28 protein-coding genes are annotated in these 26,606 nt (G+C 68.3%); 11 read left to right on the plus strand and 17 right to left on the minus strand.

The annotated features are described in order from the left end of the window. Positions 1 to 59: 59 nt before the first annotated feature. Positions 60 to 1,190 (plus strand): Gmad2 immunoglobulin-like domain-containing protein, encoded by a 1,131-nt coding sequence (locus tag EV652_RS02985; RefSeq protein WP_132207365.1) that lies wholly within the window; start codon positions 60 to 62, stop codon positions 1,188 to 1,190. On the opposite strand, the gene EV652_RS02990 is transcribed toward EV652_RS02985, so the two are convergent. The 9 genes from EV652_RS02990 to EV652_RS03030 form a co-directional block, all read right to left on the minus strand. Then, positions 1,183 to 2,565 (minus strand): sensor histidine kinase, encoded by a 1,383-nt coding sequence (locus EV652_RS02990; protein ID WP_132207366.1) that lies wholly within the window; start codon positions 2,563 to 2,565, stop codon positions 1,183 to 1,185. The genes EV652_RS02985 and EV652_RS02990 overlap by 8 nt on opposite strands. Beyond that, positions 2,562 to 3,254, minus strand: a complete 693-nt coding sequence (locus EV652_RS02995) for a response regulator (RefSeq protein WP_439649032.1) — start codon at positions 3,252 to 3,254, stop codon at positions 2,562 to 2,564. The genes EV652_RS02990 and EV652_RS02995 overlap by 4 nt, the downstream gene beginning before the upstream one ends. Positions 3,255 to 3,276: 22 nt before the next feature. Further along, positions 3,277 to 3,510 carry a hypothetical protein gene (locus EV652_RS03000; protein ID WP_132207367.1) on the minus strand — a complete coding sequence of 78 codons (234 nt, stop codon included), beginning with the start codon at positions 3,508 to 3,510 and terminating at the stop codon, positions 3,277 to 3,279. Next, on the minus strand, positions 3,510 to 3,926 hold the full coding sequence (locus EV652_RS03005; protein WP_132207368.1) for a hypothetical protein: 417 nt from the start codon (positions 3,924 to 3,926) through the stop codon (positions 3,510 to 3,512). Before EV652_RS03005 ends, EV652_RS03000 begins: the two co-directional genes overlap by 1 nt. Positions 3,927 to 4,079: 153 nt before the next feature. Further along, positions 4,080 to 4,796: a 16S rRNA (uracil(1498)-N(3))-methyltransferase gene (locus EV652_RS03010; RefSeq protein WP_132207369.1), complete on the minus strand. Its 717-nt coding sequence runs from the start codon at positions 4,794 to 4,796 to the stop codon at positions 4,080 to 4,082. Beyond that, positions 4,797 to 5,939, minus strand: a complete 1,143-nt coding sequence (gene dnaJ / locus EV652_RS03015; RefSeq protein WP_132207370.1) for a molecular chaperone DnaJ — start codon at positions 5,937 to 5,939, stop codon at positions 4,797 to 4,799. A gap of 192 nt (positions 5,940 to 6,131) precedes the next feature. Next, positions 6,132 to 7,154: a heat-inducible transcriptional repressor HrcA gene (gene hrcA / locus EV652_RS03020; protein WP_132207371.1), complete on the minus strand. Its 1,023-nt coding sequence runs from the start codon at positions 7,152 to 7,154 to the stop codon at positions 6,132 to 6,134. Between the two features lie 123 nt (positions 7,155 to 7,277). After that, entirely contained in the window at positions 7,278 to 8,381 is a 1,104-nt protein-coding gene (locus EV652_RS03025; protein ID WP_132207372.1) for a Gfo/Idh/MocA family protein, read from the minus strand. Continuing rightward, a complete protein-coding gene (locus tag EV652_RS03030) occupies positions 8,366 to 9,007 on the minus strand; it encodes a ThuA domain-containing protein (RefSeq protein ID WP_242001516.1) in 642 nt (213 codons plus the stop codon). Before EV652_RS03030 ends, EV652_RS03025 begins: the two co-directional genes overlap by 16 nt. Before the next feature lie 140 nt (positions 9,008 to 9,147). On the opposite strand from EV652_RS03030, the gene EV652_RS03035 reads away from it, so the two are divergent. The 4 genes from EV652_RS03035 to EV652_RS03050 all read left to right on the plus strand — a co-directional run bounded on the left by EV652_RS03035 (position 9,148) and on the right by EV652_RS03050 (position 12,951). Next, positions 9,148 to 9,498, plus strand: coding sequence for an EF-Tu/IF-2/RF-3 family GTPase (locus EV652_RS03035; protein WP_132207373.1), 351 nt, complete (start codon positions 9,148 to 9,150; stop codon positions 9,496 to 9,498). A gap of 10 nt (positions 9,499 to 9,508) precedes the next feature. Beyond that, complete coding sequence (locus EV652_RS03040) at positions 9,509 to 10,279, plus strand: MBL fold metallo-hydrolase (protein WP_132207374.1); 771 nt, start codon at positions 9,509 to 9,511, stop codon at positions 10,277 to 10,279. A 141-nt stretch (positions 10,280 to 10,420) separates the two neighbouring features. Then, positions 10,421 to 11,956 carry an NCS1 family nucleobase:cation symporter-1 gene (locus tag EV652_RS03045; protein ID WP_132207375.1) on the plus strand — a complete coding sequence of 512 codons (1,536 nt, stop codon included), beginning with the start codon at positions 10,421 to 10,423 and terminating at the stop codon, positions 11,954 to 11,956. A gap of 170 nt (positions 11,957 to 12,126) precedes the next feature. Beyond that, positions 12,127 to 12,951, plus strand: a complete 825-nt coding sequence (locus tag EV652_RS03050; RefSeq protein WP_132207376.1) for a DUF3097 domain-containing protein — start codon at positions 12,127 to 12,129, stop codon at positions 12,949 to 12,951. Here the strand turns inward: EV652_RS03050 and EV652_RS03055 are convergent. Continuing rightward, entirely contained in the window at positions 12,926 to 15,505 is a 2,580-nt protein-coding gene (locus EV652_RS03055) for a DUF3376 domain-containing protein (RefSeq protein WP_132207377.1), read from the minus strand. The two genes, EV652_RS03050 and EV652_RS03055, sit on opposite strands and share 26 nt — an antisense overlap. 140 nt (positions 15,506 to 15,645) lie before the next feature. Here EV652_RS03055 and EV652_RS03060 point away from each other — a divergent pair, with 140 nt between their 5' ends. Together EV652_RS03060 and EV652_RS03065 are read left to right on the plus strand one after the other, a co-directional pair. After that, a complete protein-coding gene (locus tag EV652_RS03060; RefSeq protein ID WP_132207378.1) occupies positions 15,646 to 16,257 on the plus strand; it encodes a hypothetical protein in 612 nt (203 codons plus the stop codon). A 3-nt stretch (positions 16,258 to 16,260) separates the two neighbouring features. Next, positions 16,261 to 17,097 (plus strand): hypothetical protein, encoded by an 837-nt coding sequence (locus tag EV652_RS03065; protein ID WP_132207379.1) that lies wholly within the window; start codon positions 16,261 to 16,263, stop codon positions 17,095 to 17,097. Here EV652_RS03065 and EV652_RS03070 read toward each other — a convergent pair. From EV652_RS03070 to EV652_RS03080, 3 genes are all read right to left on the minus strand, one after another. Beyond that, on the minus strand, positions 17,094 to 18,101 hold the full coding sequence (locus EV652_RS03070) for a LacI family DNA-binding transcriptional regulator (RefSeq protein ID WP_132207380.1): 1,008 nt from the start codon (positions 18,099 to 18,101) through the stop codon (positions 17,094 to 17,096). The genes EV652_RS03065 and EV652_RS03070 overlap by 4 nt on opposite strands. A gap of 59 nt (positions 18,102 to 18,160) precedes the next feature. Continuing rightward, positions 18,161 to 19,483 (minus strand): ABC transporter substrate-binding protein, encoded by a 1,323-nt coding sequence (locus EV652_RS03075; RefSeq protein WP_132207381.1) that lies wholly within the window; start codon positions 19,481 to 19,483, stop codon positions 18,161 to 18,163. Between the two features lie 202 nt (positions 19,484 to 19,685). Further along, on the minus strand, positions 19,686 to 20,183 hold the full coding sequence (locus EV652_RS03080) for a substrate-binding domain-containing protein (RefSeq protein ID WP_199237969.1): 498 nt from the start codon (positions 20,181 to 20,183) through the stop codon (positions 19,686 to 19,688). On the opposite strand from EV652_RS03080, the gene EV652_RS46450 reads away from it, so the two are divergent. Next, complete coding sequence (locus EV652_RS46450; RefSeq protein ID WP_500784485.1) at positions 20,167 to 20,529, plus strand: polysaccharide lyase family 8 super-sandwich domain-containing protein; 363 nt, start codon at positions 20,167 to 20,169, stop codon at positions 20,527 to 20,529. The two genes, EV652_RS03080 and EV652_RS46450, sit on opposite strands and share 17 nt — an antisense overlap. A 180-nt stretch (positions 20,530 to 20,709) precedes the next feature. Here the strand turns inward: EV652_RS46450 and hemW are convergent, their stop codons facing one another. Then, the gene (gene hemW, locus EV652_RS03085) at positions 20,710 to 21,924 is read right to left on the minus strand and encodes a radical SAM family heme chaperone HemW (protein WP_132207383.1); all 1,215 of its coding nucleotides are present in this window, start codon (positions 21,922 to 21,924) and stop codon (positions 20,710 to 20,712) included. A 146-nt stretch (positions 21,925 to 22,070) separates the two neighbouring features. On the opposite strand from hemW, the gene EV652_RS03090 reads away from it, so the two are divergent. Genes EV652_RS03090 through EV652_RS03100 form a run of 3 tightly spaced genes read left to right on the plus strand, consistent with a single transcriptional unit; the run spans position 22,071 to position 24,016 of the window. Further along, the gene (locus tag EV652_RS03090) at positions 22,071 to 22,976 is read left to right on the plus strand and encodes a DUF929 family protein (RefSeq protein WP_132207384.1); all 906 of its coding nucleotides are present in this window, start codon (positions 22,071 to 22,073) and stop codon (positions 22,974 to 22,976) included. A 4-nt stretch (positions 22,977 to 22,980) separates the two neighbouring features. After that, complete coding sequence (locus EV652_RS03095; protein ID WP_132207385.1) at positions 22,981 to 23,475, plus strand: vitamin K epoxide reductase family protein; 495 nt, start codon at positions 22,981 to 22,983, stop codon at positions 23,473 to 23,475. Between the two features lie 43 nt (positions 23,476 to 23,518). Then, positions 23,519 to 24,016, plus strand: coding sequence for an NUDIX hydrolase (locus EV652_RS03100; RefSeq protein WP_158441081.1), 498 nt, complete (start codon positions 23,519 to 23,521; stop codon positions 24,014 to 24,016). Between the two features lie 49 nt (positions 24,017 to 24,065). Here EV652_RS03100 and EV652_RS03105 read toward each other — a convergent pair whose 3' ends face one another. Genes EV652_RS03105 through EV652_RS03115 form a run of 3 tightly spaced genes read right to left on the minus strand, consistent with a single transcriptional unit; the run spans position 24,066 to position 26,574 of the window. Beyond that, positions 24,066 to 24,851 carry an ABC transporter permease gene (locus tag EV652_RS03105; protein WP_132207387.1) on the minus strand — a complete coding sequence of 262 codons (786 nt, stop codon included), beginning with the start codon at positions 24,849 to 24,851 and terminating at the stop codon, positions 24,066 to 24,068. After that, positions 24,848 to 25,606, minus strand: a complete 759-nt coding sequence (locus EV652_RS03110) for an ABC transporter permease (RefSeq protein ID WP_132207388.1) — start codon at positions 25,604 to 25,606, stop codon at positions 24,848 to 24,850. Before EV652_RS03110 ends, EV652_RS03105 begins: the two co-directional genes overlap by 4 nt. Then, positions 25,603 to 26,574 (minus strand): ABC transporter ATP-binding protein, encoded by a 972-nt coding sequence (locus EV652_RS03115; protein ID WP_132207389.1) that lies wholly within the window; start codon positions 26,572 to 26,574, stop codon positions 25,603 to 25,605. Before EV652_RS03115 ends, EV652_RS03110 begins: the two co-directional genes overlap by 4 nt. Positions 26,575 to 26,606 lie beyond the last annotated feature (32 nt).

The raw sequence follows: 26,606 nt of genomic DNA on the forward strand, positions 1-26,606 counted from the left end.
ATCGGAAAGCACAGGACGACTTGTGCCTCAGCCGCGCCCGGAGCGAAGCGAGGACGCGGATGAGTGACCACCCGAACGACCCGTTCGACGACCTGATGCGCCAGGCCCTGGCCAACGAGGCGGACCGGATCGAACCGGCCGACGCCCTGCCCGAGATCCAGGCCCGTGCCCGCGCCCAGCGCCGCCCGGCCACCCGCCGTCCGTGGGTGCTCACCGCCGGTGCGGCCGCGATCGGTACCGCCGCGGCCATCGGCGCCTTCGCCGTCCTCGACGACAGCGCCAAAACCGCGGGTGACGACCAGTTGGCCGGCAGCCCGGGTACGACGACCAGCGCCACCGGAGCCCCGTCGTCAACGATCCCGACGACCGCCCCCGCCCCGACCCCGGCGCCCTCGGCGGCGACGCAGCCCCCCACGTCGTCCCCCAAGACCACCGCTGCCCCCTCCGTCCGGGGCATACCTGAGACGGTGCGGAGTGCCGCCGTACCGGTCTACTGGCTCGGCGAAAAGGTCGGTACGACGACGGCCGACCCGACCGTCCGGCTGTACCGCACGTGGAGCAAGATCGTCCACGGCCGGCCCGCGTTCGAGGCGGTCCGGATCATGACGTCGAAGGACGCCGGCGACCCCGACTACTACTCCGCCTGGCGCGGCGCCCAGGTGAGCTCGGTGACCCGCGCCGGCGACGTCGTGACGGTCGACTTCAAACAGCTCCCGCAGACAGAGCTGGACGAAGCTGCCGCCACCATCGCGACCCAACAGCTCGTCTACACGGTCCAGGGCGCCATGAACAACGCCCGCGACCGCGTCCAGGTCACCCAGCAAGGCAGGGCCGGCGGCCTCCTCTTCGGGCACATCGACACCTCGCGCCCGTTCAGCCGCGCAGAGGCGAGCAAGGTCCAGGCACTGGTGTGGATCGACAACCTGACCGACGGCCAGGTCACCAAGAGCCCGCTCACCGTGACCGGAATCGCGGCCGCCTTCGAGGGCACGGTGAACTGGCGCGCCACCAACCTGAAAACCCGTGCAACCCAGGCCGACTTCACCACCACCAAGGAAGGTCAGGCCTTCTCACCGTTCGCCGTCCCCCTCAAGCTGCAACCCGGCCAGTGGCGAATCGAGGCCTACCTGATCTCCGACGCCGACGGCTCCATCAGCGACACCGACTCCAAGACCGTGTTCGTCAAGTAGCCGGTAACCAGACGGTGAAGGTGGCGCCGCCTTCGGGGGCGGGGCCGGCGGTCATGGTGCCGCCGAGTCTGGAGACCAGACCGAAGGCCAGCGCCAGGCCGATTCCGGATCCCACCGGGCGGCGGCCGCGGTACTTCTCATGGAGTACACCGCGCTCGAAGGCCACCGCGTAGTCCTCGGGTGCGAGTCCTGGACCGCCGTCACGGACCTGGAGCGCCACCGTCCCCGGCCGGGTGGAATCCAGTGCCAGGGTCAGCTGCGAACCAGCCGGGGTCACGCGCAGCGCGTTCTCGGCCAGTCCGTCCAGAACCTGACGGATCCGCCGGGCATCGGTGGTCGCCACCGCCGGTGACGGCGGCAGTTCGAGCCGGAAGTGCACGCCTTGACGCTCGCACCGCACCCGCCAGACCTCCGCACAGGCGCTGATCGTCTCCCGGAGATCCACTTCGGCCACGTCGAGCCGGAACTGGTCCGCGCCGACTCGAGCCAGGTCGAGCAGATCACTGACCAGACGCTCGAGCCGCTGCGACTCCCGCTGAATCACCTGGCCGGCACGCTGGGCTTCCGGCCCGGTGACGACACCGTCCGCGATCGATTCGGCGAACCCATGGACGGACGTCAGCGGCGTACGGAGCTCATGCGAGACCGAGAGCAGGAACTCGCGCTGCCGCTCCTCGCTGTGCTGCAAGGCGATCGACAGTTCGTTGACGGCCTCGGCCACCTCGGCGACCTCAGCCGGTCCTTCGACCGGGACGTGCAGATCCCGTCGTCCTTGCCGCATTGCCCCCGCGACATCCGCCGTACGGCGCAGTGGACGAGCGAGCAGTCGACCCAGGAGCCCACCGGCCAACGCAGCCACCAGAAGTCCGGCACCCAACGCGAGCAGGATGTTCCGGACCAGGATCCGCTGGGCGCTGTCCGGAATCCGCAACGGCTCGACCAACGCGAATCCCGACTGCGGGCCTACTCCTCTGGCCTCGACCAGGTATTCCTGGCCGTTCACGGACACCTTCGTGGAGATCCGCTGCCCGCCGTTGATCCCGGTCAGGCCGGCCGCCGTCGCCGCGTCGGTGGACCGCCGGTCGGTGGGCTGGATACCGCGACGAGGCAACAGAATCACCACGACGATGCCCTGCCCGCGGACCACTTCGGCGGCGCGCCCCAGCCCGACCGCTCGCGAGCCCAGCCCGCGCTCGTCCACCTGGCTGGCCAGTACGTCGGCCTGCGCGGCCAGTGAGTCCTGCAGCACGCCTTGCGCAGAACGCCGAGCCAGGCCGGCCATCACCAGACCGGCCACGAGTACGGCGACCCCGGCCACCGCCACACACACCAGCACCACTCGGGTCGCCAACGACCCCCGTCTGCCTGTCGTCATCGGTCGAGGTCGGCGGCGTACCCGACGCCGCGCACAGTGCGGATAGGGCTGGACGGGCCGAGCTTGGCGCGGAGCTGGGCGATGTGTACATCGACGGTCCGGGTGCCGGCCGAGCTCTGGTATCCCCAGACCGAGCTGAGGAGCTCATCGCGTTCGAAGACCCGGCCCGGCCGACGGAACAGCTGCGCGAGCAAGTCGAACTCCGTGGACGTCAGCGACACCTCCGCGTCGTCGGCCCAGGCTCGCCGACGGCTCACATCGACCCGTACACCGCCGACGCTGAGCACCTCCCCGGCCGGAACCGCACCGCCGCTGCGGCGCAGCACAGTCCGCACGCGCAATGCGAGTTCCCGCGGGCTGAAGGGCTTGGTGATGTAGTCGTCGGCGCCCAGCTCCAGGCCGAGCAGGCGATCCACCTCGTCGTCGCGGGCGGTGACGAACAGGATCGGAGTCCAGTCCTCGGCGGCGCGGATCGTGCGGCAGACGTCCGCACCGTCCCGGCCCGGCAGCCCGATGTCGAGGATCACCGCGACCGGCCGCAGCCGCCGCCACGCCGCCAGCGCCGCATCGCCATCGGTCTCGACGTGGACGGCGTACCCGTCCCGCCGCAGGTAGAGCGTGATCACCTCGGCGATCGCGGCCTCGTCCTCCACCACCAGCACCAGTCCGCGACCGGGTGCGCCCATCATGTTGCTCCTGGGGAGTGCCTGCTCAGGGAGAGCCGTCCGATGCCAGCTCCGAATCAATGGCGTCCAGGGTAGACCCGATCCCCGCCAGCTCCTGGCCGGGCGTCCCCGCCTGCCCCTGCTCGGGCGACCCCGCCTGTTGGCCCGCGCCGGCCGGAGCCGCGGGCTGCGGACCGGCAGGTTGTTCGGCGGAGCCCCCGCAGGCGGCCAGGCTGACGACCAGCCCGGCGGTCCCGATCAGCGCGACCAGGCTCCGCATCACTTCACCACCTGGCAGTGCTTGGTCTTGAACGCCTCGAGCTCGCCCTTGATCTTGCCGAGCTGCTCAAGCCGTCCGGCCCTGCGCTCGGCCCGCTTCTCGAGCTGGGTGGCGACCTTCTCGTGCCCCTTCGCCCGCTGCTTCACCGCCCGGGCCTTCAGCCACGCCACCGAACCCTTCACGTCGGCCCCACCGTTGATCCTGGTCGCCAGCTTCTCCCGGCGCGCGATCAGCTTCGGCAGCACCTCGGCACACAGCCGCTGGGACTCCTCCGCGCTCAAGGTGATCGGCCCATAGGTCGGCGTCGGGGTCGGTGTCTCCCCAGGATCGGCCGCCGCGACCGTCGTACCTCCGACCAGACCACTCAGCAGTAGGACGGCCGACGTACCCCAAGCCATGCCGCGGGACCTGCGCATCTCGCCACTCCTCGCTCTCGACGAACCCGGCACGTCGCCGGACAGGACTGACTCTCCCCGCCCGGCGTTCGAAAACGATCCCCGGTGTGTTCGGGCTGTGTAAGGATCCGCGCCCTCAGGTCCGGAATAGGAAGGACAACGCGCGCTCCGCGGCTAGCTCCAGCGCGAGCGGGCGAGCAGGGCTGACGCGGCGGCGACGCCGGCGGTCGAGGTTCGCAGCACGGTCTCGCCGAGGCGGACCGGCTCAACGTCGAAGGCCTCCAGCTCGGCCGGTGAGATGCCGCCTTCGGGGCCGATCACCATCACGATGTCCCCGGCCTCGGGCAAATCCAAGCCCGCCAGCGGGGCCTTCGCTTCTTCGTGCAGTACGACGGGCAGCGCAGCGTCGGCCACCAGGCGCGCGACCTCCGCGGTGGTGGCGATCGGGGCCACCTCGGCGAACCAGCTCCGGCGGGACTGCTTGCTCGCCTCGAACGCCCATGCCTGCCATTTCGCCAGGGTCTTCGCGGACCGCTCCGGGTTGCTGCGGAACTGACTCCGCTCCGCGTTCCACGGCACGATCACGTCCGCGCCGACCTCGGTCAGCATCTCGACCGCCAACTCGGCCCGCTCCCCCTTCGGCAACGCCTGTACGACGACCAACCGCGGGCTGCTCGCCGGCACCGTCCCACGGTTGTCGACAGCAACAGTCACCCCAGCCTTCGACGCAGCTGTCACAGCCCCGTCGGCATACGCCCCACGCCCATCAGTCAGCCGAATCCGCTCGCCGGGACCGATCCTGCGCACCACCGCCGCATGCCGGCCCTCCGGGCCGTCCAGCGTCACCTCGTCACCGGACAGGTCTTCCGCGAAGAAGACCGCGACGCCCATCTAGTGGGCGCCGAAGGCGTCGCGAAGGCGGCCGAAGACGCCCTTGTGGGCGGCTTGGACCTGGCCCTGGGGGCGCTCCTCGCCGCGGATGCCGGCCAGCTGCCTCAACAGGTCGGCCTGCGCGTCGTCCAGCTTGGTCGGGGTCTCGACGATCACCTGGACGATCAGGTCACCACGACCCGCGTGCCGCAGTCGCGGGACACCAAGAGCGGTCAACGTCATCGCCATACCGGACTGGGTGCCCGGCCGGATCTCCAGCGGGGTCGTCTCGCCCTCCAGCGTCGGCAGGTCGATCGTCGTACCGAGCGCCGCCGCCGTCATCGGCAGGGTGACCGTGCAGTGCAGGTCGTCGCCGTTGCGGGTGAAGATGTCGTGCTGCTCGACCTCGATCTCGACGTACAGGTCACCGGCCGGACCGCCGCCGGGGCCGACCTCGCCCTGGCCGGACAGCTGGACCCGGGTGCCGGTGTCGACGCCGCCGGGGATCTTCACGGTGACGGTACGACGGGACCGGACCCGGCCGTCGCCGGAGCACTCGACACACGGACTCGGGATGGTCGTGCCGAAGCCGCGGCAGTTCGGGCACGGCCGCATCGTCCGCACCTCGCCGAGGAACGAGCGCTGGGTGTGGGTGACCTCGCCGCGGCCGTGGCAGATCTCGCAGGTGACCGGCTCGGAACCGGCCGCCGCACCGGACCCCGAACAGGTCGGGCACAGGACGGCGGTGTCCACCTTCAGCTCCCGGGTGGTGCCGAAGGCAGCCTCGGCCAGGTCGATCCGCAGCGGGATCAGCGCGTCCTGGCCGCGCCGGGTCCGCGGCCGCGGCCCGCGGGTGGCCCCGCCGGTCTGGCCGAAGAAGGCGTCCATGATGTCGGTGAAGGTGAAGGCCTGGCCGAATCCGGCACCGCCCGGTCCTGCACCTGCGGTCGCGAACGGGTCGCCGCCGAGATCGTGCATCTGCCGCTTCTGCGGGTCGCTCAGCACCTGGAAGGCCCGGCCGATCTCCTGGAACTTGTGGTGCGCGTCCTCGGAGTCGTTCACGTCCGGGTGGTACTGGCGGGCCAGCTTGCGGTACGCCTTCTTGATCTCGTCCGGTGAAGCGTCACGGCTGACGCCCAGGACGGCGTAGTAATCGGTGCTCATACTCCAGACCAGGGGGTTGGTGGTGTAGGGGGTGTCTGATGGTCCAGCGCCGTAGCGAGCGGTGCTCGGTGCGGTAGCTCGGCGTGCTGGAGTGAAGGCCTCGATGCTTTTCCATCGTGGCCTTTGCTCCAGTGCGGCGAGATGCCGTGCCGAGTGCCGCGCAGTAGGCGTTGGACCATCAGACACCCCCTCCTAGGTGTCGGCCAGGATTTGGCTGACGTAGCGCGCGACGGCGCGTACGGCGCCCATCGTGCTCGGATAGTCCATGTGGGTCGGGCCGACGATGCCGAGCGTGGCCAGCGCCTCCGACTTGGACCCGTACCCGGTCGCGACCACCGACGTGGTGGCCAGTTCCTCGTACGGGTTCTCGTGCCCGATGCGGACCGTCAGGGTCTGCGGGTTGGTCGCCTCACCGAGCAGCTTCAGCAGGATGACGTGCTCCTCCAGCGCCTCCAGCACCGGCTTCACGTTGCGCTCGAAGTCGTCGCCGTACCGGGTCAGGTTGGCCGCGCCGCCGACCGCGATCCGCTGCTCGCCGACCTCGTCGGTGAACGTCTCCAGCAGCGTCGTCACGATCGCCGCCACCAGCGGGCGGTCTGCCGGGGCGAACAGATCGCTGACCGCGACCAGGGACGTGGTCGCGTCGCTCAGCCGCTGTCCGGCCAGCGCGGTGTTCAGCCGGGACCGCAGGTCCGCGATCAGCTGCTCGTCGACGTCGTGCGGCGGCTCGACGATCCGCTGCTCGACCCGGCCGCTGCTGGTGATCAGCACCAGGAGCAGGCGGCGCGGTGTCATCGTGACCACCTCGATGTGCCGCACGCTCGACCGGTTCAGCGACGGGTACTGCACGATCGCGACCTGCCGGGTGATCTGGGCGAGCAGCCGGACCGTACGGCGTACGACGTCGTCCAGGTCGACCGCGCCGGCCAGGAAGGAGGTGATCGCCTTCTTCTCGGCCGCGGTCAGGGTCTTGACCGTGCTCAGCTTGTCCACGAACAGCCGGTAGCCGGCATCGGTCGGGATCCGGCCGGCGCTGGTGTGCGGCTGGGTGATGTACCCCTCCTCCTCCAGCGCGGCCATGTCGTTGCGCACGGTCGCCGGAGACACTCCGAGGTTGTGCCGGTCCACCAGCGTCTTCGAGCCGACCGGCTCGTGTGTCGCCACGTAGTCCTCGACGATGGCGCGGAGAACATCCAGCTTGCGTTCGTCCAGCACGCGCACACCCTCTCTCGCCATCGACCGTCGGCAGTCAGCGGACCCTTGGCACTCAAATGATCCGAGTGCCAGTCTACCGAGCCGTAGTAGCCGCTAGCGCCAGCAAGCGGCGTGGGACGGGTCTCAGGCGCTTTCGGGAGACGCACCCAACGGTACGGCGGCGGGTCGGTCGACCGTACTCGCGACGTCCACCGGCTGATCCTGGACGGCCGCTTCCAGCACGGATTCGAGTACGTCGAGCACGTGGTAGGCCAGCGCGCCGTCGGCCCGGTGCGGCTCGCCGTTGCGGAGCGCGCGGGCCATGTCCGCGACTCCGACGCCCCGGCCGGCTCCGGCGTACCCGCCGGCTACTGGGAGTTCGGACCAGTCACGGTTCGTGGCGGTGGCGATCTCCACCTTGCCGTCGAAGCCGTTCGGGTCCGGTACCGACAGACTGCCCTCGGTCCCGTACACCTCGATCCGCGGCAGCCGCGCGGCCCAGACGTCGAACGACATCAGCAGCGTGGTCAGCGCTCCGGACTCGTGCTCCAGTACGCCGGTCACGTGCGTCGGCACCTGGACCGGGAACGTCTCCCCGGCTCGCGGACCGGTGTGGATCTTCCGCTGCTGCTGCGACTGCCCAGCACGCGCGGTGACCCGTCGTACCGGACCGAGGAGGGTGACCAGGCTCGTCACGTAGTACGGGCCCATGTCGAGCACCGGACCGCCGCCGGGCTGGTAGTAGAACTCCGGCGCCGGGTGCCACAGCTCATGGCCGGGCGTGACGAAGGACGCGGTCGCGGCGGTCGGTACGCCGATGTCGCCGCGGTCGATGGCGACGCGGGCGGTCTGGGTGCCGGTGCCGAGCACGGTGTCGGGCGCACAGCCGACGCGCAGGTTGTTGGCGCCGGCGTACTTCAGCAGCGGCTCGGCCTCGGCACGGTCCACGGCCAGCGGCTTCTCGCCGTACACGTGCTTGCCCGCCTCGAGAGCAGCCTGGTGAACCGCCGCGTGCGCGGCCGGGATGGTCAGGTTGAGCACGATGTCGACGTCGTCCGCGGCGTACAGGTCGTCGGGCGACAACGCGCGGATCGCAGGGTTCCTGTCGGCGATCGCCTGGGCGCGGCTGACGTCGAGGTCGGCGACCGCGACCACATCGACACCGGGCAGCTTGGCCAGGTGGTCGAGATACGTGCCGGAGATGACCCCGGTACCGACGATGCCGACCCGCGTCACTTGCTCGCCCACAGCAGCCCCCGCTCGATGATGGTCCGGACCTCGGGTACTTCGAGATCGTCCAGCTTGTGGCCGACGGTGCAGACGAAGACCTTGCCCGCACCCCAGGTCCGGGTCCAGACGGCCGGCATCACGGCGCCCTCGATCCACGGGTAGTCCGGGTGCGAGCGGAACGTGGTGGTCGCCAGCACGGTGTTCGTCGGGTCGTAGTGCACGTAGTACTGCTCGGTGTGCACGTCGAAGTGCGTGATGCCCTCGACGATCGGGTGCTCGGCGACGATGTCGACCCGGTAGTCGGTGAACCCGTGCGGGTGCGAGATGAACTGACCGCCGGTGATGAAGCTGTAGTCGGCGTTGTTCCGGAACGAGTCGCAGATGCCGCCGTGCCAGCCGGCGAGCCCGGTGCCCTTGCGGATCGCCGCGTCCAGGCCCTTGAAGTGCTCGGGCTCGATCTGGCTCATGGTGACGCATTGCAAGACCAGGTCGGTGCCGTCCAGGTCGAGGTAGCTCTCGGTCGTGTCGGAGACGGTGACCTCGTAGCCGCTCTCCCGCAGATAGGGGATGAACAACTCGGTCGCCTCGACCGGGGAGTGCCCTTCCCAGCCACCTCGGACCACCAGTGCACGTCGTCTCGTCACGCCGTCCGCCCTTCGAAAGTTTCGGTACCGAGCTCGGAAAGATTGCGGGACCGCCACCGCGACAGTAGGCCCCGCCCGACCGGCCTTCAAGTGGGATTCCGTCCTCTGGATAGGCCTTCGGGATCGCTAGGGTCGGCGGTATGGGATGGAAGTTCTGGAAGCGAGACAGCGGTCCGCCGGCGAACACCTTCCCCGGGACGCGGCCGCAGGACAACCGGCCGCCGGATGGGTTCGGGATGACCGTCGAGGACGTGTTCTCGATCACCGGCCGGGGCACGATCGTCACCGGCCGGGTGACCGCGGGTACGGTCGCGGTGGGCGACCAGGTGCTGCTCAGCCGAGCCGGTACGCCGATCCTGCAGACCGAGGTGACCGGCATCGAGATGTTCCGCAAGACGGTCAAGAGCGCGAACGCCGGCGAGAACGTCGGACTGCTGCTCCGCGGCGTCGAGCGGGACCAGGTCATCAGCGGGGACGTGCTCAGCAAGTAGGGTCGAAGCCATGAGCACGTGGACCGAGGTCGGAGATCGTTGCTGGGTCCGCCGGTACGACGAATGGGACCTCAACGTCGGCCTGGTCGTCGGCACCGACGGCGCGTTGGTGATCGACACCCGCGCCACCACCGAGCAGGCCGAGGAGCTCGCGCAGCACATCAGCGAAGTCACCGACGCCCCGGTCCGCTGGGTGGTGAACACCCACGCCCACTTCGACCACGTGGTCGGCAACAGCGTCTTCACCGACGCCACCGTCTACCTGCACGAGAACGCCGCCGCCGAGGAGAACCTCGACGGTACGACGTTCGCGGTCGCGAAGGTGATCGACCTGGGCGACCGCCGGGTCGAGTTGCTGCACCTCGGCAACGCACACACCTCCGGCGACACGCTGGTCGTCGTACCGGATGTGGACGTGTACTTCGTCGGCGACCTGATCGAGGAGTCGGCGCCACCGTCGTACGGCCAGGATTCCTTCCCGCTCGAATGGCCCGACACCATCGACCGCGTGATCGGCCTGCTGTCCGACACCTCGAAGGTCGTTCCCGGTCACGGCGCGGTCGTCGATGCCGAGTTCGTCCGTGCACAGGCCGGCGACCTCGGCACCGTCGCCAACACGATCTCCGGTTTGCACCACGCCGGGACCTCGCTCGACGACGCGCTCAAGCACACCGACGACTGGCCCTGGCCGCTCGAGCATCTGCAGGACGCGATCAAGCGCGGCTACGAAGCCCTCGGCACTCCCCGCCGACCCACCCTCCCACTGCTCGGCCCCGGCTGAGCTGCCTGAAGGCGCACCATTGCCTGGTCGTCGGTAGTTATCCGTTGACAGAACGTCAACGGAGAGCGCAACTTGTTCCGAAGCGCAGACCCGCAACTTCGTTGCGGGCAACGTCCTTGACCGGATGAGGTGGTGGGACAGATGGCCACAACTGAGCAGACCGTGCATGCCGACGGACGGGTCGAGCTGACCGATCCGGAGGCGGTGGCGAACAGCCCCTACGGGAACGCGGAACTGGCGCCGACCCGCTTGCCCGAACGGCACTGGACGACGTACAACTACGCGGCTCTGTGGATGGGGATGGCGCACAACATCCCCAGCTATCTGCTCGCCGCCGGTCTGGTCGCGCTCGGGATGAACTGGTTGCAGGCGTTCATCACCATCACGCTCGGGAACCTGATCGTCCTCATGCCGCTGCTGCTGAACAGTCACGCGGGGACGAAGTACGGCATCCCGTTCCCGGTTTTCGCGCGCGCCTTCTACGGCGTCCGCGGGGCGAACTTCCCGGCGTTGCTGCGGGCATTCATCGCCTGCGGCTGGTTCGGCATCCAGACCTGGATCGGCGGCCAGGCGATCTACGTGATCGTCGGCGAGCTGGCCGGGGACGGCTGGACCAACGCGTCCGCGATCGGCGGGCACCCGTGGACGCAGTGGCTGAGCTTCGCGTTCTTCTGGGTGATCCAGATGGCGCTGATTTTCCGCGGGATCGAAGGGCTGCGACGGTTCGAGAACTGGGCCGCACCGCTGGTCACGGTCGCGTTCCTGGCGCTGATGATCGCGATCCTGGTCAAGGCCGGCGGGCTCGGCCCGATCCTGGACCAGCCGTCGAAACTCGGCTGGGACGCGGACTTCTGGAAGATCTTCGCGCCGGCACTGATGGGCATGATCGCCTTCTGGGCGACGCTGAGCCTGAACATGCCGGACTTCACCCGCTTCGGGAAGGGCCAGCGCCAGCAGGTGTGGGGCCAGATCATCGGCCTGCCGACGACGATGTCGTTCATCGCGCTGGTCTCGATCATCACCACCTCGGGCACCGTGCTGCTGTACGGCGAGGCGATCTGGGACCCGGTCGAGCTGACCCGCCGGTTCGAGAACCCGGCGGTCGTCACGATCGGCCTGATCATGGCGATCCTGGCGACGATGTCGTGCAACGTGGCCGCCAACGTGGTCAGTCCGTCGTACGACTTCGCCAACGCCGTCCCGCGCTGGCTGAACTTCCGCACCGCGGGTCTGCTCACCGGCGTGATCGGCGTGGTGATCCAGCCGTGGCGGCTGATTTCCGACCCGGAGATCTACATCTTCGTCTGGTTGTCCTTCTACGGCGGCCTGCTCGCGTCGGTGGCCGGCGTACTGATCGCGGGCTACTGGCTGCTCGACCGCACCAACCTCTACTTGGCCGACCTCTACCAACCCGGCGGCCGGTACTGGTACACCGCCGGCTGGAACTGGCGTGCCGTCGTCGCCACCCTGTTCGGCTCGCTGCTCGCGGTCGGCGGCGCCTACTCCAACCCCGGCGCCGGCCCGTTCCCCGCCGACGGTCTGATCCCGCTCCTCAAACCCCTGTACGACTACTCCTGGGCGGTCGGCCTGGTGGTCGGTCTCCTCACCTACCTGGCTCTCACCATCGCCTCCCCGTCGCGCCAATCCAACCCGACCCACGCCGCTCCCATGTTCTGAGTACGACGCCCCACGACCTCTGGTGAGGTTGAGACACCGTTCGGTGGGCTGAGACAGGAAATACCCTGTCTCAGCCCACCGTTTCCTGTCTCGGCCCCCGGCAATTGCGGGGCTGCGCCGCTGGCGTGTGGCTGACCGGTCAGACGGCGTTCACGACATACGGTTGTGCGGTGGCTGATCGGTATGGGAACGACGTGCTGTCCGGGGACTGGCGGAAGCCCAAGAACGGGCGGACCGTCGAGGTGGAGCTCGAGAAGGGCATGGTCGTCGAGGAGCCGAGTTCGGGCTTCGTCGGCGCGGTGGTCCGGTGGGAGCACGGCGTGGTCGATCTCGAGGACCGGTTCGGCAAGATCAAGACGTACCCGCTCGGGCCGGGGTTCTGGCTGGACGGCAAGCCGGTCAGCCTGAAGCCACCGAAGAAGGCCGGTCCGGCGAAGAAGACCCGGACGGCGTCCGGCTCGGTGGCGGTGGACAACGTCCGGGCGAAGGTGGCGCGGGCCAGCCGGATCTACGTCGAGGGCCGGCACGACGCCGAACTGGTCGAGAAGGTGTGGGGTGACGACCTGCGGATCGAGGGCGTCGTGGTCGAGTACCTCGAAGGTGTCGACGATCTGCCCGGGATCGTCAACCGGTTCCAGCCCGGTCCGGGCCGCCGGCTCGGCGTACTCGTGGACCACCTGGTCGACGGCTCCAAGGAGTCCACGATCGCCGCGCAGGTGACGAACAGGCACGTGCTGGTCGTCGGCCACCCGTTCATCGACATCTGGGAGGCGGTCAAGCCGTCGTCGGTCGGCATCAAGGCGTGGCCGAAGATCCCGCACGGCCAGGACTGGAAGAAGGGTGTGCTGCAGACCTTCGGCTGGCCCGCAACCGACCAGGCCGATGTGGCCGCGGCCTGGAAGCACATCCTGTCGAAGGTGACCAGCTACGCCGACCTCGAGCCGACGCTGCTCGGCCGGGTCGAGGAACTCATCGATTTCGTGACTCTGGACTGAAGTCCGGGATCTTCGCCACGATCCACTTCTGGATCCGCTCCCGGACCTGTCCGACGTACCAGATCACCACACCGAGCACAGCGCCGGCGGCCAGCGCGAGTCCGGCGAGCAGCGCAGCGATGATCCGTACGGCGGCCACGTCGACGATCCCGGCGACGACCAGTAGGGCGACGCCCAGCCCGATCGCTGCCACCGGCAACCAGGGCCGGAAGATCAACGGATGCTTGGCCGGCGTCAGCTTCGGGCTCCGCACCAGCCGTTCCCAGACGGTGGTCCGGGCCGGTTCGGTGAACCAGCGTGCGGTCCGCAGCAGCCACGATCCCGGCTGGTCCTTCCGGCCCGCGACGGCCTTGATCCAATCCCCCGGCTGCTTGCCGAGCCCATCGGAGACCTGGACCATCCGATCGGCCAAGCCCTTCGTCGTCGCCCGGCCCTCGGCCGACTGGTTCAATTCGTCGCGCATGGTCGTCAGCGCGGACAGCACGCTGGCGTCCCGGAAGTCGTCGGCCAGCCGCTGCACCCGCTCGGCGACCTTGTCGATCTTCCAGTCCTCGGCCAGCAGCACCTGCCGCTGCGTTTCGCGGATCCAGTCCTCATCGGCGCCGAGCATGGCGCCGAGGTGCGCGACACAGTGCAGCCGCCCCATCAGCCAGTCCCACCGCCGCCAATCGGCCGCGCCGAACGCACCGAAGTGCCCGACCTGCGTCCCGTAGAGGATCCGGTCCTTGAGCGCGTTGGCGACAGACCCTTCCTGCAGATCGTCCAGCAGGGTGAGCGGGACGTCCGGTCCGAGCCGGACGAACTGGAACGGCGCACTGCGCTGCTGCGGGGTCCGCGCCGACGTGCACCGCGACACGATCTCCACCTCGAGCGCGGTCTCGACCAGATCCCAGCCGACAGCCGCGATCAGCCCGGCGAACGCGTCGCCAAGGGCGCGCTGCACCTGCAGGTTCTCGAAGATGTCGCTCAGCCCGACCGCGACCGCCTCGGCACCACCGGGTAGGCCCAGTTCCAGGTCGGCCTCGGCCAATTGCGCGGACAACGCGTCCCGCACCGCCTGCGTCTTCATCAGGCAGTCGCTGGTCGCCTGCAACCGCTGCTCCAGCTCGGCTTGCTCGGCCGCCGCCGCGCTGCCGAGCTTCGTCCGCAACGAACGCAGCACGAGCCGTACGACGCGCTCCGCCGCACCGGTCCCCCACAGCCAGCTGGGGTTGCCGTCGGCATCGTTGTGCAGCGGTGCGGTCGAGCCGTCCGGATCCGGGACCCAGGGGTGGTCGGTCGCCAGGATCTCGTCGACGTCCGACTCCGACAGCGCGGACGCGGCGTCGAGAACGGTCGTCTGGTCCTGACTCGCGACCGTCACCGCCTCCCACACCTCACCGGCGGCCCGGCCGCGCGAGTACGTCGGCTGCAGCGCCTTCGCCGCCTCCCGCAGCCGGTCTCGCTCGACTGGTTGCTCCATGCACCGATCGAACAGTCGCTGGCTGTCGGACCAGGACGCGTCCGCCTCCAGCAGCAGCCGCTCGAGCTGCTCGACATCGGACCGGAAGTCCACCTCGCGCGGGAACTGCACGGCGGACAACGCCGCCTTCCGCCAGCCCGGCGCACCGGAGCCCACCTGGGTTTCCTCACGGCCGACGCCCGCGGACGGTACGACGTACAGCACATAGCGACTCGCTCGGCCGGCCACGGGACGACGGGCGACCACGTCGAGCACCGGCCCGAACGGAGCGTTGTCGAGCACGCCGCCGTCCACCAGCCAGGCACCGGGGGCGGCGGTCGTGGGCTGCAGCCGGGGCGGTGAATCAGCAAGCCTGGGCGTCTCCTGGACCGGAGCGAACGCGGCCGGGAACGACGCGGACGCGCGGGCTGCGAGGGCGAGCAGCTTGGTGTTCGTCAACTCGTTCTTCGGAAGGACCGAGAATTTCCGGTTGAGACCGTCGTACGTCGCGGTCTGCTCGCTGGTGAAGCGGAACAGGTACCGGTGGTCCGGCACCACGAAACACTGCCCAGCAGCGTCCGTCGCCTCGAACTGCTGAACGCCCAGCCCGGAGGCAGTGACGAACAGCGTGACCGCCTCCCCGGCCGACGACTCACCGGCCTCGGCGACCCCTTTGATCAGGGTGTCGAGCTCCTTCAGGAAGTACCCACCATCCAGCACCGAGCTCGGTTTGGCGGCGGCCGACGGCACCAGCTTCCCGACCTCGAGCGATCCCAGCCCGACCCACTTCTGCCGCAGCCACGGCCCGTGCTCGCCATCAGGATCGAGAGTCGAGCCGTTCGAGATCGCGGTCGCCAGCAACGATCCGTTCAGCCCACCGGCACTCGTCCCGGCGATCACGTCGACCACGACCCGGCGGCGCTCGTCACCGCTGTGGCACAGCTCCCGCCACCGGTCCGCGAGCACCTCGTCGTACGGCTGCGACGGTGGTGAGCCATTCGGGCCGGACGCGCGCCGGATCAGATCCAGCTCGTGCGTCACCCCACCCATCCAGACGGCCAGGCTGACCCCGCCGTTCAGAACCAGCGCGATCCGAACCTCGTGATCAGTCATCCATCCCCCCTCATCTGTTCAGGGATACCACGGTGGTGACGGGCATTGACAGTCGTCGCAGCGGAGAGTGAACAAAAGGGTGACTCTAACCGTTGTCGAGGGCACCACCCGACGTCATTCTGTAGCTGGGGGTGGTCGTCATGATCACGAGGATTCTGGCGGTCGCGGCGTTCGCCGCGCTGGTCCTGGCCGGCTGCGCGGACACGCCCGACGGCGGCGGTACGCCGACCACGGCGTCGGAGTCGACCGGGGAACCGTCGCCGGAGCCGACCGACCCGGAGAGCACGCAGACCGAGGTGGACAAGCCGTCGATCAAGGTTGCCACCGCGCCGATCGGCGGAGCACCCGACGAAGCCGGCGTCCGTCAGTGCACCCCGGTCTCCTGGCTCGCCGACGACATCCCCGACGGTACGACGGTCACGCTCGGCTCACCGAAACTCGATCCGAAGGACATCTTCGAACTCGACCAGTCGGCCTGCTCGGACGATCGTCGACAGTGCGCGAACGTCGTCTGGACAACCGACGATGACGACTCGTGCTTCGTCGGGGCACGGCAGGTCGCCGCCGGGGACGAGAACGTCCACGTCCTCGTTCCGGCGGAGGTGACGTGTGCCACCGAGGAGGACTGCGCGCGCATCGACGAAGAGGCCAGGAAGCGGGGCAGTCAGGTCTACTTCATCACCGGCGAACTCGAGACGACCGATCCACCTCCGACCGAGTCAACCCCGACCGAGACTCCCTCGGGCGGCTGACGGATGGCGGACGAACAGTCCCAGATCGAGCGCTGGGTGAGTTTCGCGGGGAAGTTCCTCCCGCCGGTCACCCTGATCACTGCTCTGCTGTTCTACTTCGGTTACGTCTCCGCGCGATCGCAGTACGAGTACTTCGGGATCGACGTCGACACCATCGGCCTGAGCACGCAGGACTACGTGATGCGCAGTCCCCAGCCGCTCCTCGTTCCCCTGCTGGTCATCACCCTGCTCGCGGTCGCGGGCCTGCTCCTGCACAACGCCATCCATCCGACCGAGACCGGCGTACGACGAGCAGCCCGAGCGACTGTTGGTCTGCTCCTGTTCGGTGTCGCGGCCCTGCTCGCGTTCCCCCTGATCGGACACCTTCCGTACTACGCCTTGTTCGTGCCCGGTGTGATCGGTCTGGCCTCGGCCACACTGGCGTATCTCACCTACCTGCGACGCCAGGTGAGTCCGCACGTCGGTGGTCAGCGAACCCTGATCGCCTTGCTCGTCGTCGTCACCGTCATCTGCGCGTTCTGGGCCACGGCGACGACAGCGCAGTACACCGGTCGCGGCCTGGCCAAGGCGGATGCGGAGGACCTGGACAAGTTCCCGGTCGTCATCCTCGACACCAAGGAGAAGCTGGCACTGCGATCACCGGGACTCGAGGAGACCGCCCTGCGGGCGGGCGCCGGCCAGACCTTCAACTATCGCTATCGCGGACTGCGCCTACTGATCGTCGGCGAGAACCGGCTCTTCCTGGTCCCACAGCAATGGACTGCCTCGAACACGACTGTCGTCGTACCACTGGACAGCTCGATCCGGGTGCAGTTCCAGTTCCAGAACGATCCGCCTTAGGCGGAGTCGCGGATGATCAACTCGGTGCCGTAGATCTCCGGGCTGGTGAGGACCGCGCCGCCGATCTTGGCGAGCAGGATCTCGGCCAGCCGGGCACCGAGCTTCTCGACCGGCTGGCGCACCGTGGTCAGCTTCGGCGTCGTGGTCGTCGCCATCACCGAGTCGTCGAACCCGACCACCGCGACGTCCTCCGGCACCCGCCGGCGGCGCTGTGAGAGCACCCGCAGCGCCGTCGTCGCCATCAGGTCGTTGGCCACGAACAGTCCGTCCAGGTCGGGGAACTCGTCGAACAGCCGCAGCGCCGCCTGTTCACCGCCGTCGGCCGTGAAGTCGCCGAAGGCAACGGCTTCGGTCAGCCCGGCTTCGCGCACCACGTCCTTGTAACCGGTCAGCCGGTCCAGCCCGGCGGTCATGTCCAGCGGCCCGGCGATCGTGCCGATCTTGCGTCGCCCGATCGACAACAGGTACTCCACCGCCGTCCGCGCACCCGCGACGTTGTCCACGTCCACACTCGCCACCGGTACGTCGACGCCCAGCGGCCGGGCGCTGAACACGATCGGCAGCGGCAACTGTGCCAACTCCTGCAGCACGTTGTCGCGACCGTGGTGGCTGACGATGATCGCGCCGTCGACGTGGCCGCCGCGCAGGTACCGCAGCAGGCGCTGGTCGTCACCCTCGGCGGGCTCGATCAGCAGCACGAGCTGCGAGGACGTCGGCGCGAGCGTCATGCTGACGCCGTGCAGGATGCCGGCGAAGAACGGATCGGAGAAGACCCGGCTGTCCGGCTCCGGTACGACGATCGCGACCGAGTCGGTCCGGCGCGTCACCAGCGCCCGGGCAGCCCGGTTGGGCACGTACCCGAGCTGGCCGATCGCGCGCTCGACCGCGGCCACCGTGTCCGGCAGCACCTTGGGCGACCCGTTCACGACCCGCGACACGGTGGCCCGGGACACGCCCGCGAGCGCGGCAACCTGCTCCAGAGTCGGAGAACCTGAGTCTTTCATCGGTCCTCCTACGGACGACTGAGTGACCTTCACACCGTAATACTTCCCCGGCTGATCACTCAGCCCTTCTTCCTCGTGTTGGCCGCTTTGTCGGCCAGGTCGAGCGCTTGCGTCCAGGCCGCCTCCGGCGTCTGCTTGCCCTCGTCGACCCGGGCCAGCGCGGCGGTGAAGACCTGGTTGATATCGCCCTCCCGCGGACCCTTGTGCTGCTTGAGGATCACGTTCTTGGCCCGGTTGATGAAGATCTGCCCGACCGGCGCGTTGTTGAAGTACGCGTTGACCTGGCTCTTCACCTGCTGGTCGTCGTACGCGTCGAGCGTGGACGGGAACGAGCCGACCTTCTTGAACACCTTGACCTGCTGCTCGGGTGCGGTCAGCCAGGCAGCCAGCCGGGCCGCTTCCTCGGGCTGCGGCGACTGCTTCGGCACGGTCAGGTACGAACCGCCCCAGTTGCCGCCACCGCCGGGGAACACGTCGGCGACATCCCACTTGCCCTTGCCGAAACTGCCCGCGTTGTCCTGGATCACGCCGAGCATCCAGCCCGGGCAGGCGATCGTCGCGAACTTGTCGGTGCGGAACGCCTGGTTCCAGGGGTCGCTCCAGGCCGGCAGCTTCGCGGACAGACCGTCCGCGCTGCCCTGGACGACCTGCTCCCAGACCTTCTTCAGCCGCGGGTTCTCCGCGCCGAGGTAGCGGTCCTGGTTGGAGTAGTACGCCTGGATCAACTGGTTGCGCATCGCCTCCCAGGTGAGCACCGCGGAGTCGTACCAGGCCGAGCCCGGCACCTTCTCCTTGAACCTCCGCCCGGTGGCGAAGTACGACGGCCAGTCCTGGAACAGCGTGGCCACCTGGGCCCGGTCGGTGGGCAGTCCGGCCATGGCGAACAGATCACGGCGGTAGCAGATCGCCTCCGGCCCGATGTCGGTGCCGTAGCCGATGATCTTCCCGTCCTGGGTGGTGGCGCCGGCCACCTTCCAGTCCAGCCAGCGGTCCTTCAGGTCGTCGGCGCCGTACTCGCGCAGGTCGACGAACTTGTCCGCCCTGGCCAGGTAGTTGTAGATCCAGCTGACCTCCATCGCCTCGATGTCGGCCAGGCCGGTGCCGGCTGCCAGGTTGGTGTCCAGGTTCTTGATGTGGGCGTCGACGGTGGGTGCCTTGCGGTCGACGATCTTGATGTTCGGGTGCTGCGCCTCGTACTCGCGGTACAGGTCCTCGTACCCGAACTCGTTGAAGGTGGCGATGGTCAGCTCGATCTTCGGCTCGTCGCCGGCGTCGTTGCCGCCGGCATCGGAATCGCCGGCGCCGCCGCAGGCGGTCGCCAGCAGGACCGCACTGCAGGCGAGCAGGACTGCGATGGGGCGGTGGCCGGCACTGGGCCGCATGTGGAGCTCCCTGGAACTGGACGGAGTTGGAGAGCGCTCTCGGATCGCGAAAGTGTGCTGAGTTTCAAGCGTCCCAACTGGATATGTCAAGCACCACGTCGTCACGCTGAGATACCAGCGGGTTCAAGTCAGGACATATCAGCCCGCGTCGTCACGGAGCGAACCACGCCGATCACCGAACGCTGACCACAGGGAGTAAGCGTCAGGACCGTGGCGGCCCGACGGACTCGCGGACCACGACGACCGTGCCCAGGGTGACCAACGGCTGTTGGTGGGCGAACGGGTCCGCGTTCTTGTCCTGCCCGGCCAGGCCGGCCCGGACCGCCGCGCGGCCGAGCTCCTCCAGCGGCACCCGGACGGTCGTCAGGGCCGGCTGCAACTCGGTCGCCACCGGTACGTCGTCGTACCCGACGACCGAGATGTCGCCCGGTACGGACAGCCCGCGGTCCCGCAGCGCCGCGTAGACCCCGGCCGCGACGATGTCGTTGGCCGCGAAGATCGCGGTGAAGTCGAGACCGTCGTCGAGCGCGCGGAGGGTCTGCTCGTACCCCCACTGCCGACCGAACGCGCCGGTGCGGACCAGCGCCGGATCGAGCGGAATCTTGCGCGCGGCGAGCGCCTGCTCGAATCCACGCAGCCGGGCGGTCGTCGTGGACAGAGCGGTCGGACCGCCGAGGTAGAGGATCCGTGACGGAGTCACGCAGCCGGGGAATGGTTCGTACGACGATCCGCGGTGGGCGCACCTTGATGGTGTCGGTGGCTGTGTCTTCCCGAGCGGCGGACGCGTGCGCGCGACGAGGGAGGATCGCACTGGCACGTGGCGGGAGATCACACTGGCAACGACACGGGCGGCTCGACTACGCCGTACACCCGGCGCTATGTGTCGCTGGTGGTTGAGCATGGGACGGACGTCGGTGAGTACGCCTACATTCTGTTGCCTGGGGCAAGCCGGTGGCGGACGGCCGCGGGGGCGGCGGATCCTGGAATCACTGTGTTGGCGAACACTGCGGAGGTGCAGGCGATCCGTTCGGGTCCCGATCAACTGACGCTGGCCACCGCGGGGAGGTGTTCGCGCGAGGCTGCGTTCCGCGCGAGGCGCTTCGCGCGGGGAGCGGGAGCCGCTCGCGCGGGACGAGTGCGGGCGGGAGGTACTCGCGCTGGGAGCCGTGCGTAGGAGGTGATCGCGCGGGTGGTGTTGGCGCGGGAGGCGGGTCGGGCTGGGGTGGTTAAGGGAGGAGGTCGCGGACTACGGCGTCGGCTAGGAGGCGGCCTCGGTTGGTTAGGACCAGGTGGTTGTTGGTGGTGAGCGTGGCTAGACCGTTGGTGATGATTTCGGTGGCGGCTGTGCGGCCGGGCTCGTCTAGGACTTCTACGGGGAGGCCGGCGGATAGGCGGATCTCTAGGAGTACGCGTTCTATGCGGCGGGTTTCGGGGTCGAGGGTTTCGCGGGCGTGCGCGGGGCTTTCGCCGGCGTTGAGGCGTTCGGCGTACGCGCTGGGGTGCTTGACGTTCCACCAGCGGATGCCGCCGACGTGGCTGTGTGCGCCCGGGCCGATCCCCCACCAGGTGTCGCCGCGCCAGTAGAGCTCGTTGTGCCGGCAGCGCGCGTCCTCGGTGCGGGCCCAGTTCGAGACCTCGTACCAGGTCAGGCCCTGCGCGGAGAGCATCTCGTCGGCCAGCACGTACTTGTCGGCAAGGTCGTCGTCATCCGGCATCGGCAGCTCACCCCGACGGATCCGGCGAGCCAATTGGGTGCCGTCCTCGACGATCAACGCGTACGCGCTCACGTGGTCCGGCTCAGCCGACAGCGCCGACTCCAACGACGTACGCCAATCCTCGAGCGACTCCCCCGGCGTCCCGTAGATCAAGTCCAGGTTCACATGCTCGAACCCAGCCGCCGTGGCCTCCTTGACCGCCTCCAACGCCCGCCCCGGCGTGTGCTGCCGATCAAGAATCTTCAACACGTGCGACGACGCGCTCTGCATCCCGAAACTCACCCGCGTGAACCCCGCCGCGAGCAGTTCCTCCAGATACCGCGCATCCACCGACTCCGGATTGGCCTCGGTGGTCACCTCAGCCCCGGCCGCCAGCCCGAACTCGTTCCGCACAGCCGCCAGCATCCGCCCCAGGTCCTTCGCCGGCAGCAAAGTCGGCGTACCGCCCCCGAAGAACACCGTCTCCACCGGCCGGTCGAGCCTGCCGAGCACCCGCCGAGCCATCCGAACCTCTTCAACGGCGGTCTCGGCGTACGACGCCTGCGACCCGCCCCCGCCAAGCTCCTTCGCCGTGTAGGTGTTGAAGTCGCAATAGCCACACCGGGACGCACAGAACGGCACGTGCAGATAGAAGCCGAGCGGCCGACTTGCGGCTTCGCGTACGGCGGTTTCGGGCAGCGACCCATCCCGGGGCGCAACCTCCCCCTCGGGCAGTGTCGACGGCACGGCTCCATCGTACGGACCCTTTCGAGACGCGATCGCCGCGGTCTGACCTCTGGGTACGACGCGATCCCCGATCCATCGGTTACCAATGGAACTTCGCGGCGTGGTCGGAAGTTGTGCTTCTGGGGGTGTTCTCGAGAGGACCAGCGATGAGCAGGCGGGTCGAACAGAAGGCTCAGGCACGGCAGACGAAGGTCGCGGAGCTTCGTGCCGCCCAACGGCGGGCCGAACGGCGCAAACGTCTGCTGATCGCGTTCGGCGCGGTCGCGGCCGTCGTCATCGTGGTGGTGGGGCTCGTCGTCGTACGACTCGCGGGCGGCGGTCAGCAGGCCGCGGCCGGACCCTCTGGTAGCGCCGATGCGCAGATCGTTTCGGCGCTGGCCGCCGTACCTTCGACGACATTCGACGAAGTCGGCACCGCAGGCGTTCAGGGCGGACCGGCCGCGATCAACGCCTCGGCACTGACCGCGGACGGGAAGCCGAAGGTGCTCTACATCGGCGCCGAGTTCTGCCCGTTCTGCGCGGCGGAGCGTTGGCCGGTCGCGGTGGCGTTGTCGCGGTTCGGCGCGTTCGGGAACCTCGGTACGACGCACTCCGCGGGCGATGACGTCTATCCGAACACTCCGACGCTGTCTTTCCACGGCGCGACGTACACCAGCCAATACCTGGCCTTCACCGGTGTGGAGACCACGACCAACGAGAAGGTCGGCGACCAGTACGCCCCGCTGGACACTCCGAGCGCAGCCGATCAGCAGACGTTCGAGACGTACAACCAGCCGCCGTACGTGAAGAGTGGCGGCTCGATCCCGTTCATCGACATCGGCGGGAAGTACGTCTCCTCCGGAGCGACGTACAGTCCGGAGATCCTGGCCGGGAAGACCCAGGCCGAGATCGCGAACGCACTGAAGGACCCGTCCAGCCCGATCGCCCGCGCCGTCGACGCCTCGGCCAACCTGTACACCGCTGCCCTGTGCCAGGTCACCGGCAACCAACCCGGCAACGTGTGCACGAGCGCCGCGGTCACCGCCGCAGCCGGCAAGCTCGGAAAGAGCTGAATCAGTGAGCGCAGGCTCCAAACCTCCGCTGGGTTGGATCCCGTGGACCACACTGGTCCTCTCGATCGCGGGCCTCGCGGTCGCGTCGTACCTCACCTACGAGCACTTCACAGCGGGTACGACGCTCGCCTGCCCCGACACCGGCGTGGTCAACTGCGTCAAGGTCACCACCAGCGAGTACTCCCGCATCCTCGGCATCCCGGTCGCGTTGCTCGGTCTCGGCTTCTTCGCCGCGATGACCGTGCTGTCGCTCCCACCGCTCTGGCGCACATCCTCGCCGTGGCCCAGCCGCCTCCGCCTTGCCGCCGTCGCGGTCGGCGTGGTCTTCGTCTGCTACCTCATCTGGGCCGAACTCTTCCGCATCAACGCCATCTGCCTCTGGTGCACAGTCGTCCACGCCCTAACCCTCCTCCTCTTCACCCTCGTAGCAGTCCGCCAGGCCCTGTACGACGAAACCGCTGAAAACAATGAAGTACGGAACGGGTCGAGCCCCGCGTAGTGTGCGAGTCAGTGACGCACGCGGAGAGCTGGAGGCAGGTTCTGTGTCGGATCGGCGGACGGTGAAGGTGCTGCTCCTTGACGAGTCGGATCGGTTGCTTCTTCTCCGAGGTGACGAGATGCCCGGCGGCGAGTCCATCTGGTTTCCTGTCGGTGGTGGGATCGAGGACGGCGAGGACGCTGTCGCCGCGGGTCTGCGTGAGATCGACGAGGAGACCGGCCGGCGTGAGGTGCGGATGGGACCGGAGGTCTGGCGTCGACGGCACCTGTACTCGTGGCGAGGAACGCAGACCGATACCCACGAGCGGTGGTTCGTAGCGCGGACCCAGCACTTCACCCCGTCGTCTCAGGCGTTGACCGAGGAAGAGCAGAGCTACATCACCGGCTTCCGATGGTGGACCGCCGAGGAGCTCGCATCGACCACGGAGCAGGTCTTTCCACCTGATCTCGGCACGCGTCTACGGGACCTCCTGCGCGACGGCACACCACCATCTCCCATCGACATCAGTCAAGGTGCCCACAATCAGGCAGCTGCCGACTGACGAGCCGAGGCAGTGGCCCGGCTCGGCAACTGGGCTTAAGTGACAGCCTTCATGAGGTGGCGCCGGTGTAGCGGTGTAGGCCCTTCTGCCAAGCAACGGTTGCTAGGAGGGATAGGGCTGCGGCGGCGACTGCGGCGCCGAGGAGGACTTGCCAGTTGGGGCCGCGGAGAAGAGTGGCTGAAGGGACCGAGGCGATCAGGGCCATCGGGAAGACGTAGGTCAGCACTACCCGAAGCGGTCGCGCGAAGATGTCCGTTGGGTAGCGACCTAGCTGCCAGGCGGAGTGGTAGAAGACGTCGAGTTGTAGCTTCGGTGCCCAGAAGGCCAGGCAGGCCAGCAGGACGCTGAGCGCCCATGTGACCACCAGTGCGGCCGCGACCAGCAACAGCCAACCCAGGACGCCCGCCAACCCTGGCCGCTCGTCCGCGGCCGCGATTCCCCAGCCGAGTACGCCGAGGCCTGGCACCAACTGGATCAGGGTGAGTGGTGAGGACAGCGACAGGCTGGCGAGGAAGAGACTCGATGCCGGCTGCAACAAATAGCTGTCGAGCTTGCCGTTGCGGATCCCGTTGTCCGGGAACCAGGACAGGTTGGGATCGATGAAGGTGCCCCGCAACCCGGTGATCAGTTGGTAGGTGCCGATCAGGACGAGGGTCTCGGCCTTCGACCAGCCGGCCAGCGTGTCGGCCTGGGTGAAGACGATCAGCAGCGGGGCGATCGCCGTACCCAGGCCGACGAAGGCCAGCGCCACGTCGAAGACCAGGTTGATCCGGAACGCCATGCTTCGCCGCAGCGACATCGAGAAGCTCGCGCCGAGAAGACTCAACAGCTTCATGAGCCCACCGCCGTGTACCGCCGCACGCCGGCTCGCCAGGCGAACTTCACGGCGACCAGCAAGACCACGAGCCAGAACAGTTGCCGGCCCAGCGCGGCTGCGGTCGACCCGCCGTACGCCGCGATCTCGGCAGGCAGACCGCTCATCGCGTAGAACGGCGAGGCTTCGGCGATCTGTCGCCAGATGTCCGGCAGCAGACCGATCGGTGCCGCCGTACCACCGAACAGGAAGATCAACGAACTGCCGAACCCGACGATCGAGTGGACGCGCTCGGTCCAGAATGCTGTCATCGACAAAAGGAATGTCCACAAAAAGACTAACGCGGCAGCTAGTACGACGAACGGCAGGCTGAGCAGCACCGATCGCCAGTCGAATCCGGTGTCGAGCGAGAGTCCGGTGATGAGTACGACGGGTGCACCGAGCAGGGTCAGCCACGCGCGGATCGCCAGGTTCGCACCGAGTACGCCGATCACGACCGGCTGCGGCCGGAGCAGTTCGTGGCTGATCGTTCCGTCGTAGATCCGCTCCGAGAAGGTGTGCTGCTCGAACGACTCGGTCATCAGCGTCACCAGGATGATCGCGACGTAGTAGCGCGCGATCGTCGGATCGTCCGGGTAGACCGCCGACCAGACGAATAGCCCGATCAGAGGCGCGATCACGGCCTGGACCACAAGAGTCGCCAGGAACCACCAAGCCCCGGACCACTCCAGCACCTCCTGACGGAGCCGGAACCTCAGCAGGACAAAGGTTCTCATCGAAGGCCCTCCCGGTACGCCCGGTCGATGACCTTCTCCAGCGGCGGTTCCTCGACTGCCAGATCCACGACGTCGAGTGCTTGGAGCAGCCGCGAGGTCGTCTGAGCGACCTCGTCCCGCGGCACGCGGAGCACCCACATCCCGTCCGACGACTCCACCACCTCGCCGAAGTCAGGCCCCGGACCACCTCGTGCCGTGATCCGGATCAGCTTGTACGGCGATAGTCGTGCAGACAATTCGGCCAGCGGCCCGTCGTACTCGACCCGCCCCTGGTCGATCAGGATCAGCCGCGGACACAGGGACCCGACGTCGGCCATGTAGTGGCTGGTCAGCAGAACCGTGGCTCCGGTCTCGGTCACGTAGTCGGAGACGAACTCGCGGATCTGACCGGCGGCGGTGACGTCGAGACCAATCGTCGGCTCGTCGAGGAAGAGCACCTCGGGCCGGTAGATCAGCGCGAGCGCCAGACCGACCCGCATCCGTTCGCCGAGGCTCAGGGCCCGCAACTGTCTTTCCAGCAAGGGCGTTAGACGCAGCAGGTCTTCCAGGACAGTGAGCGTGCTCCCGAAATCCGGCTGCGGTACGTCGTACAGAAGCCGCTGGTACTCGAGCGAGTCCATCACGGTCAGTTCCTGCGAACCACCGACCGGCTGACTGCCCCGGACGAACGCGATCCGTTTGAGGAATCCGGTACGACGCTGCCACGGCACCGACTCGAGGACGCGCACGTCACCACTCGTCGGGTGCAGGATCCCGGAGAGGATCTTCATCGTGGTGGTCTTGCCGGCCCCGTTCGGGCCGATGAACCCCACGACCTCGCCCGGCTCGATCGCGAACGACACGTCGTCGAGCGCCTGCACCTCGCGATACTCACGTCGTACCAGCGAACCGAACGCCGCGCGCAGCCCCGATTTCCGGACCGGCGCGCGAAAGGACATGGACAGGCCGGACACGTCGATCACAGTCATGAAGACGACCGTAGAGAGAAAAGACGCCAGCT

The sequence above is a fragment of the Kribbella steppae genome, from assembly GCF_004342025.1.
In the GTDB taxonomy this organism is placed as follows: Bacteria; Actinomycetota; Actinomycetes; order Propionibacteriales; family Kribbellaceae; genus Kribbella; species Kribbella steppae.

What these genes read in the sequence shown, in the direction of transcription:
- EV652_RS03105 (WP_132207387.1), bottom strand. Translation starts at nt 24,851, where the DNA reads ATGAAGCTGTTGAGTCTTCTCGGCGCGAGCTTCTCGATGTCGCTGCGG.
- dnaJ (WP_132207370.1), bottom strand. Translation starts at nt 5,939, where the DNA reads ATGAGCACCGATTACTACGCCGTCCTGGGCGTCAGCCGTGACGCTTCA.
- EV652_RS03000 (WP_132207367.1), bottom strand. Translation starts at nt 3,510, where the DNA reads ATGCGGAGCCTGGTCGCGCTGATCGGGACCGCCGGGCTGGTCGTCAGC.
- EV652_RS03060 (WP_132207378.1), top strand. Translation starts at nt 15,646, where the DNA reads ATGATCACGAGGATTCTGGCGGTCGCGGCGTTCGCCGCGCTGGTCCTG.
- EV652_RS02995 (WP_439649032.1), bottom strand. Translation starts at nt 3,254, where the DNA reads ATGATGGGCGCACCCGGTCGCGGACTGGTGCTGGTGGTGGAGGACGAG.
- EV652_RS03035 (WP_132207373.1), top strand. Translation starts at nt 9,148, where the DNA reads ATGGGATGGAAGTTCTGGAAGCGAGACAGCGGTCCGCCGGCGAACACC.
- EV652_RS03055 (WP_132207377.1), bottom strand. Translation starts at nt 15,505, where the DNA reads ATGACTGATCACGAGGTTCGGATCGCGCTGGTTCTGAACGGCGGGGTC.
- EV652_RS03010 (WP_132207369.1), bottom strand. Translation starts at nt 4,796, where the DNA reads ATGGGCGTCGCGGTCTTCTTCGCGGAAGACCTGTCCGGTGACGAGGTG.
- EV652_RS02985 (WP_132207365.1), top strand. Translation starts at nt 60, where the DNA reads ATGAGTGACCACCCGAACGACCCGTTCGACGACCTGATGCGCCAGGCC.
- EV652_RS03005 (WP_132207368.1), bottom strand. Translation starts at nt 3,926, where the DNA reads ATGCGCAGGTCCCGCGGCATGGCTTGGGGTACGTCGGCCGTCCTACTG.
- EV652_RS03110 (WP_132207388.1), bottom strand. Translation starts at nt 25,606, where the DNA reads ATGAGAACCTTTGTCCTGCTGAGGTTCCGGCTCCGTCAGGAGGTGCTG.
- EV652_RS03075 (WP_132207381.1), bottom strand. Translation starts at nt 19,483, where the DNA reads ATGCGGCCCAGTGCCGGCCACCGCCCCATCGCAGTCCTGCTCGCCTGC.
- EV652_RS02990 (WP_132207366.1), bottom strand. Translation starts at nt 2,565, where the DNA reads ATGACGACAGGCAGACGGGGGTCGTTGGCGACCCGAGTGGTGCTGGTG.
- EV652_RS03070 (WP_132207380.1), bottom strand. Translation starts at nt 18,101, where the DNA reads ATGAAAGACTCAGGTTCTCCGACTCTGGAGCAGGTTGCCGCGCTCGCG.
- EV652_RS03115 (WP_132207389.1), bottom strand. Translation starts at nt 26,574, where the DNA reads ATGACTGTGATCGACGTGTCCGGCCTGTCCATGTCCTTTCGCGCGCCG.
- EV652_RS03065 (WP_132207379.1), top strand. Translation starts at nt 16,261, where the DNA reads ATGGCGGACGAACAGTCCCAGATCGAGCGCTGGGTGAGTTTCGCGGGG.
- EV652_RS03045 (WP_132207375.1), top strand. Translation starts at nt 10,421, where the DNA reads ATGGCCACAACTGAGCAGACCGTGCATGCCGACGGACGGGTCGAGCTG.
- EV652_RS03040 (WP_132207374.1), top strand. Translation starts at nt 9,509, where the DNA reads ATGAGCACGTGGACCGAGGTCGGAGATCGTTGCTGGGTCCGCCGGTAC.
- EV652_RS03090 (WP_132207384.1), top strand. Translation starts at nt 22,071, where the DNA reads ATGAGCAGGCGGGTCGAACAGAAGGCTCAGGCACGGCAGACGAAGGTC.